This window comes from Pedococcus sp. P2_F6, from assembly GCF_056403675.1.
Genome location: NZ_JBFUEZ010000005.1, coordinates 214,858 through 232,743 on the forward strand (window position 1 = coordinate 214,858; position 17,886 = coordinate 232,743).

The window sequence follows — 17,886 nt, forward strand, 5'->3', positions numbered from 1 at the left end:
CGGTGGTCCCTTCGCGCGGCTCGTCTCGCGGCCGCCGTCGACCGTTCGGCCAGCGTACGCGTGGTGACTGCCGGCCACGCCCACGCGAGCAGTCGCCGACCCGCCAGCCAGGCCAGGCGGTTTGCCCAATCGATCGTCGTCGGGCAGTCTCACCATCGTGGACCGCGTGGAATTCCTGCGACTCAGAACCGCGCTGACATCCAACCTGCCGCCGGCATCTGGTGCGCTCATCGACGCCGCTGCAGCCAGGCTTCGTCAACGACTGGTGTCGAGCGTCATGTTCGCTCACGTCGAGGTGGAGGCCACCGAGGACCCCGACCGTCTTCTGGTCGCCCTGGTCCGCTACCGGCCCGGCACGCCCGAGCGTCAGGTGTCCAGCTTCCTCGAGGCGGTGTGGATCTCCGAGCTGCGTCTCCCCGGTCTGGATGTGTTCCACTTTCTCGCCGAGGACGGGCAGGTCGAGCTCGAGTCCGTGACGGGAGACCCGGAGTCCGGGTACTTCCTCAGCCTGAACCTGATAGCAGTCGAGGGCAGCGCCGAGGACTTCGAGGGCAGGGCCGAAGGCTTCGAGGGCAGCGCAGACTTCGAGACCCAGCCTCCGGTCGAGACCGATGCCCCGCCCACGAAGAAGCGGTGGTTCCGCAGCTAGCCAGCCGTCATGGGCGCCCGTCGCGTGTGGACTCCCAGCGGTGACGGAGCGCTCAGCGGAGTCCGACGGGGCGGGTCAGGGCGAGCTGGATGAGCTCGTCGATCAACTCCGGGTACGGCAGCCCCGTCGCCTCCCACATCTGGGGATACATCGAGTGCGGCGTGAAACCGGGCATCGTGTTGATCTCGTTGATGACGACGTCGCCGGTGTCGGTGTAGAAGCAGTCCACCCGCGCCAGTCCCTCGCAGCCGAGCGCCTCGAACGCGGCGCCCGCGAGCCGCTGGACCTCGGCCGACACCGAGTCGGGCACGTTGGCCGGGCACGACAGCACCGCACCGTCGTCGAGGTACTTGGCCTCGAAGTCGTAGAACTCGTGACCGCCCGCGGTCGTCACCTCGATCTCGCCGACGTGTGAGACCCGCGGCGCGTCGGTCCCCCGTCCCTGGAGCACCGCGCACTCGATCTCGCGTCCCACGATGCCCTGCTCGACGATGACCTTGCGGTCGTGCTCGCGGGCGATCTCGATGGCCGCCTCGAGCGCCTCGGGTGTCGACACCTTCGAGATGCCCATGCTCGAGCCGGCCCGCGACGGCTTCACGAAGACGGGGTAGTCCAACGCACCGACGGCGTCCATCGCCGCGGCCTTGTCGCGCCGCCACTGCGAGTCGGTGATCACGGCATACGGGCCGACCGGGAGTCCGGCGCCGGCAAACAGGACCTTCATGTAGTGCTTGTCCATCCCCGCGGCGGACGCGAAGACGCCGGACCCGACGTAGCGGATGTCGGCCATCTCGAACATGCCCTGGATGGTGCCGTCCTCGCCGAAAGGCCCGTGCAGCAACGGAAAGACGACGTCGACCTCGCCGAGGCTCCTCGGGACCTCCTGGGGCTCCAGGGTGGTGAGCGTGCGATCCGTCGTGGCCAGCGGCACGACCACGCCAGCGCCTCCCGGCGCGACCTCGGGCGTGCTGTCGGCGGTCAGCTCGAGCAGCTGCGGGTCGCCGTCGGAGAGCACCCAGTGCCCGTCCCGGGAGATGCCGATCGGGATGACCTCGTAGGCGTCGCGGTCGATCGCCCGCATCACCCCAGCCGCGGTCGCACACGAGACCGCGTGCTCCGACGAGCGGCCACCGAAGACGATGGCGACTCGAGGCTTGTGGGTCGCTGGCTGGTCCGTAGTCATCGCCGCCGAGCGTATCCCGACCATCCGCCGGGCACCCCGCGCGGCTCGCCTGGCGGCGCCTCTACGCTGGCCGCGTGAACCATGAGCACCTGTCCCCCGCGTCCCGCGTCGTCGCCCTGGGACGCCAGTCCCGTATGCCGGGTGCCGGGGTCAACGCGCCCCTCGAGTTCACGTCGACCTACATCGCGGACGGGCCGGTGAACTACGCGCGCGCCGGGAACCCGACGTGGTCGGCCTTCGAGGAGGCGCTGGGCGGACTCGAGGGCGGGGATGCCCTCGTCTTCGCCTCCGGGATGGCCGCCGTGTCGGCGGCACTCTCGCTCGTTCCGCACGGGGGCGCCGTCGTGGTGCCGGCCCACGCCTACAACGGCACGACCACGCTGCTCGACCAGCTCGCCGACTCCGGTGCCGTCGTGGTCCGGCGGGTCGACCCCACCGACCAGGAAGCCGTGCGCGTCGCCGTCGAGGGCGCGGCACTGTTGTGGATCGAGTCGCCCACCAACCCCATGCTCGAGGTGTCCGACATCCGGGCCCTGGTCGCGATGGCCCGCGAGTCGGGCGCGCTGACCGTCTGCGACAACACGTTCGCCACCCCGTTGGTGCAGCAGCCGCTCGCCGACGGCGTCGACGTCGTCCTCCACTCGGTGACCAAGTACCTCTCCGGCCATTCCGACGTGATCCTCGGCGCCCTCGTCACCCCGCTCACGGAAGCTGGTCGCGGGTTGCACGCCCGTCTGTCGACCGCACGCCTCCTGGGTGGTGGCATCGCCGGACCGATGGAGACCTGGCTGGCGCTGCGCGGTCTGCGCACCCTGCACGTGCGGCTCGAGCGGGCCACCGCCAACGCCCGCGAGCTCGCCGCCCGGCTCGAGGGGCATCCCGCAGTGAGCCTGACGCGCTATCCCGGTTTCGGCGCGATCATCGCGATCGAGGTACAGGGTGGCGCCGAGGCGGCGGAGCGGGTTGCCACCAGCACCGCCCTGTGGACGCACGCCACCAGTCTGGGGGGTGTCGAGTCCCAGATCGAGAGGCGCCGTCGGTATGCCGCTGAGCCGCCGACCGTCCCCGACGCCCTGCTCCGGCTGTCCGTCGGCATCGAGGACGTCGACGACCTCTGGCACGACCTTGACCGCGCGCTGACGGACCGGTGACATGGAACGCGTCCTGGGAATCGGCGGCTACTTCGTGCGGTCCTCGGACCCGGCGTCCCTCTTCGCGTGGTACCGAGACTGCCTTGGCCTCGAGGTCGACGAGACCGGAGTCTGGGAGCAAGGGGCCGGGCCGACCGTTTTCGCGGCGTTCGAGTCCGGGACCGACTACTTCGGGTCCAGCACCCAGCAGGCGATGCTCAACTTCCGGGTCAGTGACCTGGACGCCATGCTCGAGCAGCTGCGCAGCAAGGGGGCGGACGTGGCGCCGGAGACGCAGGAGATGGAGGGAGTCGGCCGATTCGGCTGGGTCACCGATCCCGAGGGCACTCGGATCGAGCTCTGGCAGCCCACCTGACCGTTCCAGCGTCATGAGTCCGCCGTTTGCGCGTCCTTTGGGTAGTCGACCAAAGGAGAACCACCGCATGGCCCAGGACGAGGACCGCCGCAGTCGTACCCGCGGCGCCATCATCATCACTCTGCTGTGCGCCGCCCTCGGCGCCGGAGCGGCGACCTCGGCGGTCGCCACAGTGCTGCACGTACAGCAGCCGGACGACCAAGGAGCGACCCTGCTTGGCCCCGCCGACGTGCTGGACCCTGCATCGGTCATCTCGTACGGCGGCTGACCGGTCCGGCTGAGCAGACGTCTCAGGGCAAACACCCAAGGCACGGGGCTGGCAACTGCCAGCCTCGTGCCCTGTCGGCTGTCTAGGCCCGGTCGAGGCTGCCGCCAGTGTCCGGGGTGGGCCTCCAGGTCCAGACGTGTTGCTGCGGGCCGGTGGGGGCGGACGTCGAGCTCGGGGTGCCCGGAGACCGGGCGCCGTCGATCGGCGCGGCATGTCTGTGGGCGCCGTAGCTCGTGACCACCCGCTCGGCGACGAGGTGTTGACTTCGGGGCATCAGCCATCCCTTGCCTGGAGTGTGAGGACGGGATCCCAGCGCCGACACCGACAGCGACCAGCCAGCGCTGGGATCCCTGCCCTGGGCATCGGTGAGGCCCCGGGCACTTATGGAGACGCGTGTGCGCGACAGAAGTGACTCCGCCACCGACAAAGCGCCCATCAGGGGCTGGGCTCCCCGCTCTCGTCCCGTCATCGGCTCATCCTGTCGTTCGGTCAGCTGCAGAGGCTGACGGCTGCCACGGTGTAGGTGCGAGTCGCCGACGCGGCGGAGGTCCACGTGGTGGCGCCGAAGTTCCGGTTGGCCTGGAGCCACGCGGTGCCGCCGGAGATCGCTGCGACGACGGTCGTGGAGGTCCCTGTGACGGCCTTCGTCTGGCCGCCACCGGCGCCGTAGTGCAGGGTGTAGTTCGTCGCGCCGGCGACGGCGGTCCAGTTGAAGGTCACCGAGAGAACCCCCAACCCGCCGCAGGTGAACGTGGCGGGCGCCGGGACCGTGTAGGTCCCCACGGTGCTGCCGGAGACGGCCACCGGGTCAGTCCAGGCGGCTCGCGCGGGGGCCGCCGAGAAGGTCCCCGACCCCAGGACGGCTGCCGCAGCGACTGCCCGGAGCGAGGTCCGTGCCGAGTGGCGCGGGATCCTCTTCCTGGGACCGGGCGACGACCTCTCGGCCTCCTGGACACGCTCGGGCCCACTCCCCGACGACAGCGGGGCCGCTCCTCGCAGGACGAGCGCAAGGAGGAGGCCGGCATACCCCGCCAGCACGAAGACGCCAGGGGTCCGCGAGAGCCACGCGAGGAGCACACCGGCCCGGGGCACCGACAGGAGGACTCGCGGCGCCGCCTCGACCTCGTAGGTCTGGTCGTCGGCCCTGGCGTTCGCGTCTCCGCGCAGCCGCAGGGTTGCCGACCTGTCGTGGTGGGTGATGGCGACGATGCGGTGGGTGACCTGTGCGTCGCCAGCCCGCACGGCGACGACGTCACCGGCGCGCAGGTCTGCGGCTGGCACGGGGCGGGCCACGGCGAGGCTTCCGGCCGGGATCGTGGGAGACATCGAACCGGAGAGGAAGATCACCGGCCGGACCCCGAAGGCCACGCCGGCCACCGTCATGACCAGGCACAGCACCCCGATGGCAGCACCCAGGGACAGGGCCAGGTGGCCCACCCGGTGGAGTGCTCGACGAGGAGTCATGGGCTCACTGGCTCGCGTTGAAGGCCAACGTGACGTTGGTCGTCGCGCCCTGCAGGGTGCTCACCGCGGTGGCCGGCAAGGTCGCCTGGATGCACAGCGTCTCGGACGCCCCCACGGCCAGTGCCCGCTGGGTCGCCGGGACGCCGACCAGGTTCCCGGCAAACGCGGTGCCCGTCGTCGGGAGGGAGGCTCCGGCACAGGTCCGTGCCGGAGCCGTCCCGGTCACGGCGGAGTCAGCGGTGACCTTGACGACGAGGGCGGCACCGAGGCCCTTGCCGTCGGCGTTGGTGGCGGCTGCGGTCGCGTAGTACGTCAAGGGGATGGTTCCGGCGTTGCGGACGGTGAGGATGCCCGCCACAGTGTTGCCCGGCACCATCCCGGTCAGGTTGAGGTCGGTGTAGGCCGGGACGGAGTCGAGGGTGTTGACCTTGAGGTCCAGGACCCCTGACGAGATCGTCACCCCCGTGACCGGCACGGTGTCGGACCACAGGGCATAGGTCCCACTCACCCCTGCGGCCAGGACGGCTCCCAGCGCGAGAGCTGCCCTGACCCGGGTGGACCCCAGGTGGCGTGGACGAGTCATGGATGGCTTCCCTCCCGTTGCAGTGCGGCCCGACTCCGGTCTCGCAGGGCCCCCGTGAACCTGTGGGCGGCGTACCCCAGCAACACGATTGCCACGAGGTGGACGAGCAGCCGGTGCTCCCGCCCGCTCAAGGCGGCATTGACCCGCCCGAGGTGGGGGACGGCATACCAGACCTTGCCCTTGACCTGCACCGGCTTGACCCATCCCGTGTCCGCGACGTCGTTGGCGTCGCCCCGCGTCCGGAAGATCGGCGACCCCGCGCCATCGACTCCCTGGGCGACGACACGGTGGGTCACGACGGCGGGCTGGCCCGACCGGAGCTGGTAGGTGATGACCGACCCGATGCCGATCGACGTCGGCCGGACCACGGCGAGGGTGCCCTCCGGCAGCGAGGGCCGCATCGAGCTCGTCAGCACCGCATAGGGGGTGGCACCGAACGCGCGCGGGACGATGACAGCCACGGCCAGGACCCCGGCGACTCCGCCGATCATCACCCAGGCCAGCACCTGCCCCAACCACCGCGTCGCACGTCGTGCGCGGGTGGGGTTCGACCGGAGGACCATGTCCGCGACCGCCCTGTCAGCCGTCAGCCGTCGTGGGTCTGGGTCGCCACGAGGTTGATCTCGTCCAGCGTCGCCAGCAGGCCCTGGCTCGCGTTCGTCGCAGCAGGTCCGGCGAACACCACGCTGACCGTCGCCTCGACCTCGTCGACACCGGTGTCGTCGGCCGAGGTGATGTGGGTCTTGGCCGCGGCGTTGACCCTGAAGGTTGCCGACGCCGTCAGCTGGTTCGTCAGGGGGTTCGTCGCCTCCCACGCAGGGGTGTCCAGGGCGAGGTCGGCGCCGAGGTGCTCGCCCTCGGCCACGAGGTCGATCGTGCAGACCTTGGTCAGGGTGTCGCCGGGGACGAGCAGCTGGGTGGTGAACACGTCCCCACCGTCGAGCGTCCAGCCCTGGCCACAGTCCGGGTTCCCGAGCCACAGCACGCCACTTTCGATCTCGCCGCCCGCCACGGTCGTCGTGTCGTTCCAGTAGGCGAGCGTCCCGGCTCCTCCGAGCAACAGCACGGCGGCGGCGGTGGCGGCGTACGCGCCCTTGGTCGACTTCTTCATGATGGTCCTTCCCGACTGAGTGCCGTACCCGCCGCGGCCCATCCGATGTGTGGTCCCCCTAGAGACCCCGGGGCAGCACGCACCGTTACGCAGTCGGGCAAGAACGTCGAACCGACCCGTCGGTCACTCGACCGCGACTCAGCTCGGCCACGCAGGGATCGAACCCCGACGCGGTCCTTCCGGTCGTGCGAGACGCGGTCGCTGCGACCGTGCCTCTAGTCGGTCTCGTTCTTGAGCGCCCGCACCATCAGGGCACCCACGACGTCCTCGACCCGTCGTCCGTCGTGCACGACCGCGGCGACCTGCTCGATGATGGGCACCCGCACATCGTGCTTCTGCGCGAGCTGCAGGATCGACTCGCAGGACTTCACGCCCTCGGCCGTCTGCTTGGTCACGGCGATGACCTCCTCGACGCTCATGCCCTTGCCGAGGTTCACCCCGAAGGTGTGGTTGCGGGACAGCGGCGACATGCAGGTCGCGATGAGGTCGCCCACGCCCGCCAGCCCCGCGAACGTCATCACGTCTGCGCCCAGCGCCATGCCGAGGCGGGTGGTCTCCGCGAGACCGCGGGTGATGATGGAGGCCTTGGAGTTGTCGCCCATGCCGAGCCCCTCGGCCATGCCGACCGCGAGGGCGATGACGTTCTTCACGGCACCACTGATCTCGGTGCCGACCACGTCGGTCGAGGTGTAGGGGCGGAAGTAGGCCGGGTTGGACGCCTCGGCGACCCTGCCGGCCACTGCTTCGTCGATGCAGGCGACCACACTGGCTGCGGGCTGCTTCAGGGCGATCTCCTTGGCGAGGTTGGGGCCCGACACGACGACGATGCGCTCGTGCGCCACACCCCCGGCCTCGGCGATGACCTCGCTCATCCGCTTGGTCGTTCCGAGCTCCACGCCCTTCATGAGCGAGACGACGGCCGCGGTGTCACCCAGCACGGAGCCCCAGTCGCCAAGGTTGGCCCTCAGCGTCTGCGAGGGCACCGCGAGCACGATGATGTCCGCGCCCTCGGCAGCCTCGGCGGGGTCGTGCGTGGCCGACACCGAGGAGGGCAGAACGAGGTTGGGGAGGTAGTCCTCGTTGCAGCCGGCATTGATCTGGTCGACCACGCTCTGCCGGCGACCCCACATCCGGACCGTCGTCCCACCATCGGCGAGGATCGCGGCATACGCAGTGCCCCAGCTGCCCGTCCCGAACACAGCAGCAGTCGTCATGCGTCTTCTCCATGCTGTCGGCGGAACTTCCCGGTCTCGGGAAGGCCGTGCTTGCGCGAGTCGAACCGCTCGGCAGGGGCCTGCTCGCCGCGGATCTTCTCGAGCTCGGCCGTGATGGCAGCCATGATCCGGTCGCTCGCCTCGCGCAGGAGGGCCCCGGTCACCGGCTGGTCATAGAGGTCGCCGAGGTCGACGGGCGGCCCGGCGCGCAGGTGCATCGTCTTGCGGGGCAGCAGCCTCGGACGCTTGCCGTAGGGCTCGAGGACGTCCTGCGGTCCCCACTGCGCCACGGGGATGACGGGGCACTTCGTGCTCAGCGCGATGCGCGCGGCACCCGTCTTGCCGACCATCGGCCAGAGGTCTGGATCGCGGGTCAGCGTGCCCTCGGGATAGACCGCAACGCACTTGCCGCTCTCGACCGCCGCGACGGCGGCGCGGAAGGCGTCCGCGGCCTTGCCGGTGTTGCGGTAGACCGGGATCTGCTGCGCACCACGCAGGATCGCCCCCACGACCGGGACCCGGAAGACACCCTCCTTGCCGAGGAAGTACGGCGGGTGGTCGTTGTCGACCAGGTAGTGGGCGAACGCCAGGGGGTCGAAGTACGAGAGGTGGTTGGGTGCGGCGACGAACCCGCCGGTGGTCGGCAGGTGCTCCATGCCCTGCCAGTCGCGCTTGGTCAGGAGCATCAGCAGCGGACGCAGGACTGCCACGGTGAAGCGGTAGGCGAAGGGCAGAGCGCGTGTGCCGCTGGCGGTCACCAGGTCTCCAGATCGACGGGAACGTGTGAGTGAGCATCCTCGCGGCTCCCGGGGTCGGTGTCGAGCAACCGCGCCAGCACTGCGACGATCGTCCCGATGACCTCCTTTCCCGACTGGCACCTCGTCGTCCCCGTCAAGGGCGGCGCGACCGCGAAGTCACGGCTGCACCCCCCGGCGGGCGTCGACCGCGAGGCGCTCGCGCTCGCCCTCGCCACCGACTGCCTCACCGCCTGCTGCGCCGGTATGCCGCCCGGTCGGGTCGTCGTGGTGACCTCGGACGAGCGCGTGGCCGAGATGGCGGTTGACCGGGGGGCACGCGTCACCGCCGACCCCGGGGGCGGGCTCAACGTGGCTGCGGCAGCAGGGCGGGACGTCGTCGTGACCGCGGGAGCCGACACCCCTGTTGCTGTGCTGCTGGGCGACCTGCCCGCGCTCCGCCAAGGGGACCTGACAGCGGCACTGGGCGCCGCAGCGGCATACCCTCGGGCGGTCGTGCCCGATGCGGCGGGTGGGGGCACTGTGCTCCTCACGGCCCTGACCGGTGCGGACCTCGTGCCGGCGTTCGGCCCAGGCTCCGCGCTGCGGCACCAAGCGGCGGGTCACCACCTCCTCGAGCTCGACCTGCCGCGCCTGCGGACCGACGTCGACGACGACGCGGGACTTCAGGCGGCGCTGGCGCTCGGGGTGGGACCGGCCACACGACGCATCCTCGGCGCGACGCCGACTACGCTGCCGCCCATGCAGGCGAGCGTGCACACCTTCGACGAAGCAACCGGTGCGGGATCCGCGCTGTTGGACGACGGACGCGAGGTGACCTTCACCGGTGAGGTGTTCGCCGCCAGCGCGCTGCGGCACCTGCGTGTGGGCCAGCGCCTCAGCCTGGATCTCGGTGCCAGCACCGAGATCAGCAGACTGTGGATCGTTGGGATCGGCGACGACCAGCGGATCGGCTGAACTCAGCCGCGCGCTCAGCCGACCTCGTAGTCCGCACCCAACGAGTCGAGCTTGTCGGAGAACCGCTCGTAGCCGCGGTAGATCAGCTCGATCCCGTGCACCTTGGACTGGCCCTCGGCGGCCAGGGCCGCGATGAGGTAGCTGAAGCCACCTCGCAGGTCGGGGACCGTGATCTCGGCACCGCGCAACGGCGTGGGTCCCGAGATCACCGCACTGTGGCGGAAGTTGGCGCGCCCGAAGCGGCACGGCGAGCCACCGAGGCACTCCTTGTAGAGCTGGACGACCGCACCCATCTCCCCCAGTGCCTCCGTGAAGCCCAGGCGGTTCTCGTAGACCGTCTCGTGGACGATCGACAGCCCGCTGGTCTGGGTCAGGGCGACGACCAGCGGCTGCTGCCAGTCGGTCATGAAACCCGGGTGGACGTCGGTCTCGAGGACCAGGGAGTTGAGGGTCCCACCGGCGTGCCAGAAGCGGATGCCCTCGTCGTCGATGTCGAAGTCGCCACCGATCTTCCGGAAGACGTTGAGGAAGGGCATCATCGCCTGCTGCTGGGCGCCACGGACGTAGATGTCGCCCTTGGTCGCCAGAGCCGCACACGCCCAGGAGCCGGCCTCGATGCGGTCCGGGATGGCCAGGTGGTCGTAGCCTCCGAGCCGGTCGACGCCGTCGATCTTGATGACGCGGTCGGTCTCGACGCTGATGATCGCGCCCATCTTCTGCAGCACGGCGATGAGGTCGAGGATCTCGGGCTCGACTGCGGCGTTGCGCAGCTCGGTGACACCTTGGGCTCGCACCGCGGTCAGCAGCACCTGCTCGGTGGTGCCGACCGACGGGTACGGCAGCTTGATGCGAGTGCCCTTGAGCCCGTTCGGGGCGGTCAGACGCAGCCCCTCGGGTCGCTTCTGGACGTCGGCACCGAACTGGCGCAGCACGTCGAGGTGGTAGTTGATCGGGCGCTCACCGATGCGGCAGCCACCGAGGTCGGGGATGAAGGCCTCCCCCAGCCGGTGCAGCAGCGGGCCGCACAGCAGCACCGGCACGCGTGAGGACCCGGCGTGCGCGTCGATGTCGGCGACGTGGGCCTGCTCGACGTTGGTGGGGTCGAGCAGCAGCTCACCGTCCCGGTCGGTGGAGTCGATCTTGACGCCGTGCAGCTCCAGCAGGCCGGAGACGATCTTGACGTCGGAGATCTCGGGAACCCCGCGGAGCCGGCACGGTCCCTCAGCGAGGAGTGCGGCCACCATGGCTTTCGAGACCAGGTTCTTGGCACCCCTGACCTCGAGGTCTCCGACCAGCGGTACGCCGCCATTCACGGTGAGGATGTTTGCCATGGGGCAAGTATCGCGGCACTCGACGGAGGCCGACACCCCGAGGGGGTGCCGGCCTCTGTCGTGCGGCTCGTGGGGCTGGTGCCCCGCGTCGAACTAGGCCTTCTTGGCCGCGCGCTTGGTCGCAGCCTTCTTGGCGGGTGCCGCCTTCTTCGCCGGTGCCGCCTTCTTGGCCGGGGCGGCCTTCTTGACGACAGCCTTCTTGGCGGGTGCCGCCTTCTTGGCCGGAGCGGCCTTCTTGACGACAGCCTTCTTGGCCGGTGCCGCCTTCTTGGCCGGAGCGGCCTTCTTGACGACAGCCTTCTTCGCCGGTGCCGCCTTCTTGGCCGGAGCGGCCTTCTTGACGACAGCCTTCTTGGCGGGAGCCGCCTTCTTGGCCGGAGCGGCCTTCTTGACGACAGCCTTCTTCGCCGGTGCCGCCTTCTTCGCCGGAGCCGCCTTCTTGGCGGGAGCTGCCTTCGTGGCCGGCGCTGCCTTCTTGGCGGTGCTCACCGCGGCCTTGGTCGCGGTGCCTGCGGCGGCGCGAGCCCCGGCGACAGCGGCCTTGGGCAGGGAGCGCGGGTTCTTCACGACATCCTTGAACGCCGAGCCCGCCCGGAACTTGGGCACCACGGTCTTCTTGATCTTCACGCTTGCACCGGTGCGGGGGTTGCGGCCGGTGCGCGCGGCCCGGGCGGCCTGTTCGAACGTTCCGAAGCCGGTGATGGCAACGCTGCCGCCCTTGGCCACTTCGCGGATGATCACGTCCACGACGGCCGTCAGTGCATCGCTGGCTGCCTTGCGGCTGCCCAAGCGACTCTCCAGCTCCTTGATCAGTTCTGCCTTGTTCACGTCTTCCCCTCCACAGGGTTGGTGACGCCGGACCCCTTAGCCCGACGAGGTGAGCCGCCGAGCCAATGCCCGACTTGCGTCTGACGTTAGGGCGGTTGTGCGTGCGAGTCCACCATCCCGAGCGCCCGATCTGTTGTGTCGCAACGGATTGCGGCGCTCAGCCGGGCCGCACGGAGGACGCGGACCCCCACCCGGGCTGGTGGCTGGTTTCGAGGGGGGGAGATTCCCGTTGGCGCCAATCCCGTTGCGCAACAACGCAATTCGCGCCCCTGAAGACCTGCAGGACACCGCACGGGGACCGGAACGGCCCCCGACGCGGAGCATCGGGGGCCGTCTTCGCCTGCCTCGGCCTGCGACTTCGGGGAAATTGCGCCCTCTCGGCGCGCCGCGCGCGTCAGGCCACGGTCGTGGACGGCTTGTATGCCGGTCGGCGGGCCTCGAAGTCCGTCACGTCCTGCTCGTGGCGCAGGGTGAGGCTGATGTCGTCGAGCCCTTCGAGCAGCCGCCAGCGGGTGTAGTCGTCGACCTCGAAGGGCGCGACGATGTCTCCGGCGGTGACGGTGCGCGAGACGAGGTCGACGGTCACCGATGCGCCGGGTTCGTTCTCGAGGTACTTCCAGATCAGCTCGATGTCGTCCTGGGCGACCTGGGCGGTCAGCAGGCCCTGCTTGCCGCTGTTGCCCCGGAAGATGTCAGCGAACCGCGAGGACAGGACCACGCGGAAGCCGTAGTTCATCAACGCCCACACGGCGTGCTCGCGAGACGATCCCGTCCCGAAGTCGGAGCCGGCCACGAGGACCGACCCCGCGGCATACGACGGGTTGTTGAGGATGAACGTCTCGTCCTTGCGCCAGGCGGCGAACAGGCCGTCCTCGAAACCGGTGCGCGTCACCCGCTTGAGGTAGACGGCCGGGATGATCTGGTCGGTGTCGACGTTGCTGCGGCGCAGTGGGACCCCGATGCCGGTGTGGGTCGTGAAGGCGTCCATCACTTGCTCCCCTCGAAGGTGCCGGCATCGACGAGGTCGACGAGATCCGCCGGGCTGGACAGGGTGCCGCGCAGCGCGGTGGCCGCGGCGACGAGCGGGCTGACCAGGTGGGTGCGACCACCCTTGCCCTGCCGGCCCTCGAAGTTGCGGTTGGACGTGGAGGCGCTGCGCTCCCCGGGGGCGAGCTGGTCGGGGTTCATGCCCAGGCACATGGAGCAGCCGGGGAGACGCCACTCGGCTCCCGCAGCGGTGAACACCTTGTCGAGGCCCTCCTCCTCGGCCTGGAGGCGCACCCGCGCCGAACCGGGGACGACGAGCATCCGGACTCCGTCGGCGACCTTGTGCCCCTTGACCACCTCGGCGGCGGCCCGCAGGTCCTCGATCCGGCCGTTGGTGCAGGAGCCGACGAAGACGGTGTCGACGCGGATCTCGCGCAGCGGGGTGCCGGCGGTCAGGCCCATGTAGTCGAGGGCGTGCTGGGCTGCCGCCTTCTCGTTGTCGTCGCCCATCGTCTCCGGGTCGGGCACGGACTCGCCGAGGGGCAGTCCCTGGCCGGGGTTGGTGCCCCAGGTGACGAACGGCGTGAGCGTGTTGGCGTCGAGGTCGACCTCGGCGTCGAAGATCGCGTCGTCGTCGCTGCGCAGGGTGCTCCAGTCGGCGACGGCGGCGTCCCAGTCAGCGCCGGTCGGCGCGTGCTCGCGCCCCTGGAGGTAGTCGAACGTGGTCTGGTCGGGGGCGATCATGCCCGCGCGGGCACCAGCCTCGATCGACATGTTGCAGACCGTCATCCGGGCTTCCATCGACAACGCACGGATGGCGCTCCCGCGGTACTCCAGGACGTAGCCCTGGCCGCCGCCGGTGCCGATCTTGGCGATCACGGCAAGGGTGATGTCCTTGGCGGTCACTCCGGGCTGGAGCTCACCCTCGACGTTGACCGCCATGGTGCGGAACGGCTTGAGGGGCAAGGTCTGGGTGGCCAGCACGTGCTCGACCTCGGAGGTGCCGATGCCGAAGGCCAGGGCACCGAACGCGCCGTGGGTCGAGGTGTGCGAGTCGCCACAGACGATGGTCATGCCCGGCTGGGTCAGGCCGCGCTGGGGGCCGACGACGTGGACGATTCCCTGCTCTGCGTGGCCCATCGGGAAGAGCCGGACGCCAAACTCCTCGCAGTTGCGCCGCAGCGTGTCGACCTGGGTCTTGCTCACCAGGTCGGTGATCGGGCCGGGTGTCGTCGGGACGTTGTGGTCCTCGGTGGCCAGGGTCAGGTCGGGGCGGCGGACCGTGCGACCGGCCAGTCTCAGGCCGTCGAAGGCTTGCGGCGAGGTGACTTCGTGGATGAGGTGGAGATCGATGTAGAGCAGGTCCGGCTCGCCCTCGGCGCGCCGGACAACATGCGCATCCCAGACCTTCTCGGCCAGCGTTCCTGACACGTCTTCACCCTTCTTTTCGAATACGGCCTTCGTCACGTCGTGGGCAGGGCGTCGCCGCGTCCTTCGTGAGCACGGCGCCGTGCTGCCATCCGAGGTTCGCACGCAGGACACGCCCACGGATTTGCGTCTCAGCGAATGAGACGTCAATATCAAGCCATGGACACAACCAGTGGAGTCGGCGTTCTCGACAAGGCAGCCATCGTCCTGGGCGCCCTCGAGGCCGGGCCGTCGACCCTCGCCCAGCTCGTCACCGCGACCGGCCTGGCTCGCCCCACCGCCCACCGGCTTGCCGTGGCACTCGAGCACCACCGCCTGGTCACGCGTGACCTGCAGGGTCGGTTCGTGCTGGGTCCCCGGCTTGCCGAGCTCGCCGCTGCCGCTGGTGAGGACCGTCTGCTCGCCGCCGCGGGCCCAGTGCTCGGAGCCCTGCGCGACCACACCAACGAGAGCGCCCAGCTCTTCCGCCGCCAGGGCGACCACCGCATCTGCGTGTCGGCAGCCGAGCGTCCGGTCGGCCTGCGGGACTCGATCCCGATCGGCGCGACCCTGTCGATGCTCGCCGGGTCCGCCGCCCAGGTGCTGCTCGCCTGGGAGGAGCCCGACCGGCTGCACCGCGGGCTGCACGGCGCGAAGTTCACCGCGACGACCCTCTCCGGCGTCCGTCGCCGCGGTTGGGCCCAGAGCGTCGGCGAGCGCGAGGCCGGCGTCGCGTCCGTGTCCGCGCCCGTCCGTGGCCCCTCCGGTCGCGTCGTCGCCGCCGTCTCCATCTCAGGTCCGATCGAGCGGCTGTCGCGCCAGCCCGGGCGCCTGCACGCGGCCACGGTGATCGCCGGTGCCAACAAGCTCACCGAGGTGCTCGCGCGGCACCACGCGCAGCAGCAGCAGCAGAACCACGCCTGACCTCCGCAGCACGGGGCCCCGGTCGCCCGGGACGGAGCCGGACATGGGAGAAGCCCCCGTCCGTGGACGGAGGCTTCTGCTGGTAGCCCCGACGGGATTCGAACCCGCGCTACCGCCTTGAGAGGGCGGCGTGCTAGGCCGCTACACAACGGGGCCCTAGCGTGTTGCCCGCACGCAGTTGCGCGGCGGGCAGCGGAGAGAACCATACCGGCAGGCAGTGGATTTCTCCGAATCGGCGTGTGCCACAAGGGCTTGCGCCTGAGCTGGGGTACCAGGACTCGAACCTAGAATGACGGTACCAGAAACCGTAGTGTTGCCAATTACACCATACCCCAAGGGGGTATCACTTCCAGCGCGCCCGAAGGCCTTCATGGGAGTGAACCGAGACGCGATACTACCGGCCCGTCGGGTGCGTTCCCAAATCGGCTCCCTCGCCGGGGTTTGTCAGGAAGAGGCGAGCTCGTCGTGCAGCCGGTGCAGTCGCGCCAGGGTCGAGGTCTTGCCGAGGATCTCCATCGACTCGAACAACGGCGGGCTGATCCGCTGCCCGGACACGGCGGTGCGCAGCGGGCCGAAGGCGAACTTGGGCTTGATGCCCATCCCCTCGACGATCGCCGACCGCAGTGCCGCCTCGATCACCGCGGCCTTCCAGCCGCTCTCGGAGCCGAGCACGCCCGAACGACTGTCGTCGAGGTCCTCGATGGCCTTGATCGCCGCCCCGAGCACCTCACGCGAGTCGTCCTTGAGCTGGGCGCGCGCGTCCTCGGCGATCTCCAAGGCGTCGTCGGCGGTGTAGAACGGCGCCACCAGCGCGCTCGCCTCGGACAGCAGCGCCATCCTGGTCTGGATCAGCTCGGTGACCTTCTCCAGTCGGGCGAGCTCGCCCAGGCTCGGGTTGCCCGACAGGACGCCGTCACGCTCGAGGTAGGGCAGCAGCCGGGAGGCGAGCTGACCGGTTCCCAGCTCGCGGATGTAGACACCGTTGAGCCACTCGAGCTTCTTGAGGTCGAAGATCGGCCCGACCGGGTTGACCTTGCCCCAGTCGAAGTCGGCGCTGAACTCCTCGAACGTGAAGACTTCCACGTCACTGCCGTCCGCGCCGATGGCGGGTGGATAGGCAAGCAGCGCAAGGAAGTTCACCAGAGCCTCAGGCAGGTAGCCCTGCTCCTTGAACCAGGTCAGCCTGGCGGCCGGGTTCTTGCGCTTGGAGATCTTGGACTTGTCCGTGTTGCGCAGCAGCGGCATGTGGGCGAACGCCGGCGGCTCCAGCCCCAGCCACTGGTAGAGCAGGATGTGCTTGGGAGTGCTCGAGATCCACTCCTCGCCGCGCACGACGTGGGTGATCCCCATCTCGTGGTCGTCCACCACGACGGCAAGGTGGTAGGTCGGGAACCCGTCTGCCTTGAGGATGACCTGGTCGTCCGGGCGGGGCGCCGAGACGCGGCCGCGGATGAGGTCGTCGAACTGCAGCGGGGCGTCCTCGGGGATGAGCATGCGGACGACGGGGGTCTGCGAGAAACCAGGCAGTTCGGCGCGCTCTTCCCGGGTCTTGCCGACGCACAGCCGGTCGTAGCCGGTCGGCTGCTTGAGCTTCTGCTGCATCTCGCGCATCTGCGTCAGTCGCTCGGTCGAGCACCAGCAGTGATAGGCCTTGCCCTCCTCCAGCAGTCGCTCGACGTAGGGACGGTAGGTGTCCAGCCGCTCGCTCTGGCGGTACGGCGCAAACGGCCCACCCACGTCCGGGCCCTCATCCCATCGCAGCCCGAGCCAGTGCAGCGTGTCGAAGACCTGCTGCTCGCTGTCGGCCTGGAACCGGGCCCGGTCGGTGTCCTCGATGCGCAGCACGAACGAGCCGCCCTGCTGGCGCGCGAAGGCGAGGTTGAACAGCGACATGTAGGCCGTGCCGACGTGCGGGTCGCCCGTGGGTGACGGCGCGACGCGGAGGCGGGGTGCGGTGGAGGGCTTCTCAGTCATGGTGCCCCGATTCTAGGGACCACCCACGGACTGGACGTATGCCGCGTGGCCAGCTGCGCGGCATACCTCGCTTCAGGGCCTGCGCGATCGGGCTGAAGTGGTCCTGAAGCGGGTCTTGGGACGGTTCCCCTGTCAGCAAGAACCACCCGGACCGACTCCCTGAGGAGGAGAGAACGATGACCACCACGACCAGCACCCGCACCCCCCAGCCCACCACGACCAGCACCCGCACCCCCCAGCCCACCCCGACCCCGACATCCAGCCACCGGACCCCGCGTCGACTGCGTCGACGCCTCGCCGCCCTCGTCCTCGTCCTCGCAGGCGTCGTCGGACTCGGCACGGTCACCGCGACCTCCGCCTCGGCCGCGACGCCGAGCATCACGCTCGCGGCGACCTGCAACTACCGCACGATCTCCGCCGAGGCCCCCGACCTGCACTGGTGGGGACCCGGCTGGGCGGTCTCCTACCGGTTCAAGGTCTTCGAGTACAACACCTCCGGCTGGGTGCTGCGGACCGTCTACCCCTCCGCTGGCTACCTCTCCACCCGCAGCGGTCTGGGCATGGGAAACGACGTCTTCACCTTCGCGGCCCGCTCCGGCTACGCCTACAACGTCAGCATCGAGATGTACTGGTACTACAACGGCGTGTACCAGGGCTACCAGTACCAGTCCGAGATCCACTCGACCGCCGGGGTCTGGGTCTCCACCTCCCCCACCTGGTGCCGCGTGCAATAGCTCGCCACCAC

At 69.9% G+C, this 17,886-nt stretch carries 20 protein-coding genes and 2 tRNA genes; 7 read left to right on the forward strand and 15 right to left on the reverse strand.

Annotated features, from left to right (window positions below):
• Nucleotides 1–157 precede the first annotated feature (157 nt).
• Nucleotides 158–649: a hypothetical protein gene (locus AC1DWP_RS16170; RefSeq protein WP_477615506.1), complete on the forward strand. Its 492-nt coding sequence runs from the start codon at nt 158–160 to the stop codon at nt 647–649.
• Nucleotides 650–701: 52 nt separating this feature from the next.
• Here the strand turns inward: AC1DWP_RS16170 and AC1DWP_RS16175 are convergent, their stop codons facing one another.
• Complete coding sequence (locus tag AC1DWP_RS16175; protein WP_477615507.1) at nt 702–1,832, reverse strand: D-alanine--D-alanine ligase family protein; 1,131 nt, start codon at nt 1,830–1,832, stop codon at nt 702–704.
• 74 nt (nt 1,833–1,906) lie between these two features.
• On the opposite strand from AC1DWP_RS16175, the gene AC1DWP_RS16180 reads away from it, so the two are divergent.
• The 3 genes from AC1DWP_RS16180 (at nt 1,907) to AC1DWP_RS16190 (ending at nt 3,606) form a co-directional block, all read left to right on the forward strand.
• The gene (locus AC1DWP_RS16180) at nt 1,907–2,983 is read left to right on the forward strand and encodes a trans-sulfuration enzyme family protein (protein ID WP_477615508.1); all 1,077 of its coding nucleotides are present in this window, start codon (nt 1,907–1,909) and stop codon (nt 2,981–2,983) included.
• 1 nt (nt 2,984) lies between these two features.
• Complete coding sequence (locus tag AC1DWP_RS16185; protein WP_477615509.1) at nt 2,985–3,338, forward strand: VOC family protein; 354 nt, start codon at nt 2,985–2,987, stop codon at nt 3,336–3,338.
• 67 nt (nt 3,339–3,405) lie between these two features.
• Nucleotides 3,406–3,606: a hypothetical protein gene (locus AC1DWP_RS16190; RefSeq protein ID WP_477615510.1), complete on the forward strand. Its 201-nt coding sequence runs from the start codon at nt 3,406–3,408 to the stop codon at nt 3,604–3,606.
• Between the two features lie 82 nt (nt 3,607–3,688).
• On the opposite strand, the gene AC1DWP_RS16195 is transcribed toward AC1DWP_RS16190, so the two are convergent.
• The 7 genes from AC1DWP_RS16195 to AC1DWP_RS16225 form a co-directional block, all read right to left on the reverse strand.
• Complete coding sequence (locus AC1DWP_RS16195; RefSeq protein WP_477615511.1) at nt 3,689–3,880, reverse strand: hypothetical protein; 192 nt, start codon at nt 3,878–3,880, stop codon at nt 3,689–3,691.
• Between the two features lie 215 nt (nt 3,881–4,095).
• On the reverse strand, nt 4,096–5,070 hold the full coding sequence (locus AC1DWP_RS16200) for a signal peptidase I (RefSeq protein WP_477615512.1): 975 nt from the start codon (nt 5,068–5,070) through the stop codon (nt 4,096–4,098).
• 4 nt (nt 5,071–5,074) lie between these two features.
• Nucleotides 5,075–5,653 (reverse strand): TasA family protein, encoded by a 579-nt coding sequence (locus AC1DWP_RS16205; RefSeq protein WP_477615513.1) that lies wholly within the window; start codon nt 5,651–5,653, stop codon nt 5,075–5,077.
• The gene (locus AC1DWP_RS16210; protein ID WP_477615514.1) at nt 5,650–6,159 is read right to left on the reverse strand and encodes a signal peptidase I; all 510 of its coding nucleotides are present in this window, start codon (nt 6,157–6,159) and stop codon (nt 5,650–5,652) included. The genes AC1DWP_RS16205 and AC1DWP_RS16210 overlap by 4 nt, the downstream gene beginning before the upstream one ends.
• Before the next feature lie 80 nt (nt 6,160–6,239).
• A complete protein-coding gene (locus AC1DWP_RS16215; RefSeq protein WP_477615515.1) occupies nt 6,240–6,764 on the reverse strand; it encodes an alternate-type signal peptide domain-containing protein in 525 nt (174 codons plus the stop codon).
• 215 nt (nt 6,765–6,979) lie between these two features.
• On the reverse strand, nt 6,980–7,978 hold the full coding sequence (locus AC1DWP_RS16220; protein WP_477615516.1) for an NAD(P)H-dependent glycerol-3-phosphate dehydrogenase: 999 nt from the start codon (nt 7,976–7,978) through the stop codon (nt 6,980–6,982).
• Entirely contained in the window at nt 7,975–8,736 is a 762-nt protein-coding gene (locus AC1DWP_RS16225; RefSeq protein ID WP_477615517.1) for a lysophospholipid acyltransferase family protein, read from the reverse strand. Before AC1DWP_RS16225 ends, AC1DWP_RS16220 begins: the two co-directional genes overlap by 4 nt.
• 96 nt (nt 8,737–8,832) lie before the next feature.
• Here AC1DWP_RS16225 and cofC point away from each other — a divergent pair, with 96 nt between their 5' ends.
• Nucleotides 8,833–9,690 carry a 2-phospho-L-lactate guanylyltransferase gene (gene cofC / locus AC1DWP_RS16230; RefSeq protein WP_477615518.1) on the forward strand — a complete coding sequence of 286 codons (858 nt, stop codon included), beginning with the start codon at nt 8,833–8,835 and terminating at the stop codon, nt 9,688–9,690.
• 14 nt (nt 9,691–9,704) lie between these two features.
• Here cofC and murA read toward each other — a convergent pair whose 3' ends face one another.
• The 4 genes from murA to leuC form a co-directional block, all read right to left on the reverse strand.
• Nucleotides 9,705–11,021 carry a UDP-N-acetylglucosamine 1-carboxyvinyltransferase gene (gene murA / locus AC1DWP_RS16235; protein WP_477615519.1) on the reverse strand — a complete coding sequence of 439 codons (1,317 nt, stop codon included), beginning with the start codon at nt 11,019–11,021 and terminating at the stop codon, nt 9,705–9,707.
• Between the two features lie 93 nt (nt 11,022–11,114).
• Nucleotides 11,115–11,849, reverse strand: coding sequence for an HU family DNA-binding protein (locus AC1DWP_RS16240; RefSeq protein ID WP_477615520.1), 735 nt, complete (start codon nt 11,847–11,849; stop codon nt 11,115–11,117).
• 394 nt (nt 11,850–12,243) lie between these two features.
• Nucleotides 12,244–12,837: a 3-isopropylmalate dehydratase small subunit gene (gene leuD / locus AC1DWP_RS16245; RefSeq protein ID WP_477615521.1), complete on the reverse strand. Its 594-nt coding sequence runs from the start codon at nt 12,835–12,837 to the stop codon at nt 12,244–12,246.
• The gene (leuC, locus tag AC1DWP_RS16250) at nt 12,837–14,267 is read right to left on the reverse strand and encodes a 3-isopropylmalate dehydratase large subunit (RefSeq protein WP_477615522.1); all 1,431 of its coding nucleotides are present in this window, start codon (nt 14,265–14,267) and stop codon (nt 12,837–12,839) included. The genes leuD and leuC overlap by 1 nt, the downstream gene beginning before the upstream one ends.
• A gap of 156 nt (nt 14,268–14,423) precedes the next feature.
• Here leuC and AC1DWP_RS16255 point away from each other — a divergent pair, with 156 nt between their 5' ends.
• Nucleotides 14,424–15,167, forward strand: a complete 744-nt coding sequence (locus tag AC1DWP_RS16255; RefSeq protein WP_056922488.1) for an IclR family transcriptional regulator — start codon at nt 14,424–14,426, stop codon at nt 15,165–15,167.
• Between the two features lie 80 nt (nt 15,168–15,247).
• Here AC1DWP_RS16255 and AC1DWP_RS16260 read toward each other — a convergent pair.
• The 3 genes from AC1DWP_RS16260 to gltX all read right to left on the reverse strand — a co-directional run bounded on the left by AC1DWP_RS16260 (nt 15,248) and on the right by gltX (nt 17,141).
• Nucleotides 15,248–15,323 (reverse strand) — tRNA-Glu (locus AC1DWP_RS16260).
• A 107-nt stretch (nt 15,324–15,430) separates the two neighbouring features.
• Nucleotides 15,431–15,502 (reverse strand) — tRNA-Gln (locus AC1DWP_RS16265).
• A gap of 109 nt (nt 15,503–15,611) precedes the next feature.
• Nucleotides 15,612–17,141 carry a glutamate--tRNA ligase gene (gene gltX / locus AC1DWP_RS16270; RefSeq protein WP_477615523.1) on the reverse strand — a complete coding sequence of 510 codons (1,530 nt, stop codon included), beginning with the start codon at nt 17,139–17,141 and terminating at the stop codon, nt 15,612–15,614.
• A 176-nt stretch (nt 17,142–17,317) separates the two neighbouring features.
• Here gltX and AC1DWP_RS16275 point away from each other — a divergent pair, with 176 nt between their 5' ends.
• The gene (locus AC1DWP_RS16275) at nt 17,318–17,875 is read left to right on the forward strand and encodes a hypothetical protein (protein WP_477615524.1); all 558 of its coding nucleotides are present in this window, start codon (nt 17,318–17,320) and stop codon (nt 17,873–17,875) included.
• Nucleotides 17,876–17,886: the final 11 nt, after the last annotated feature.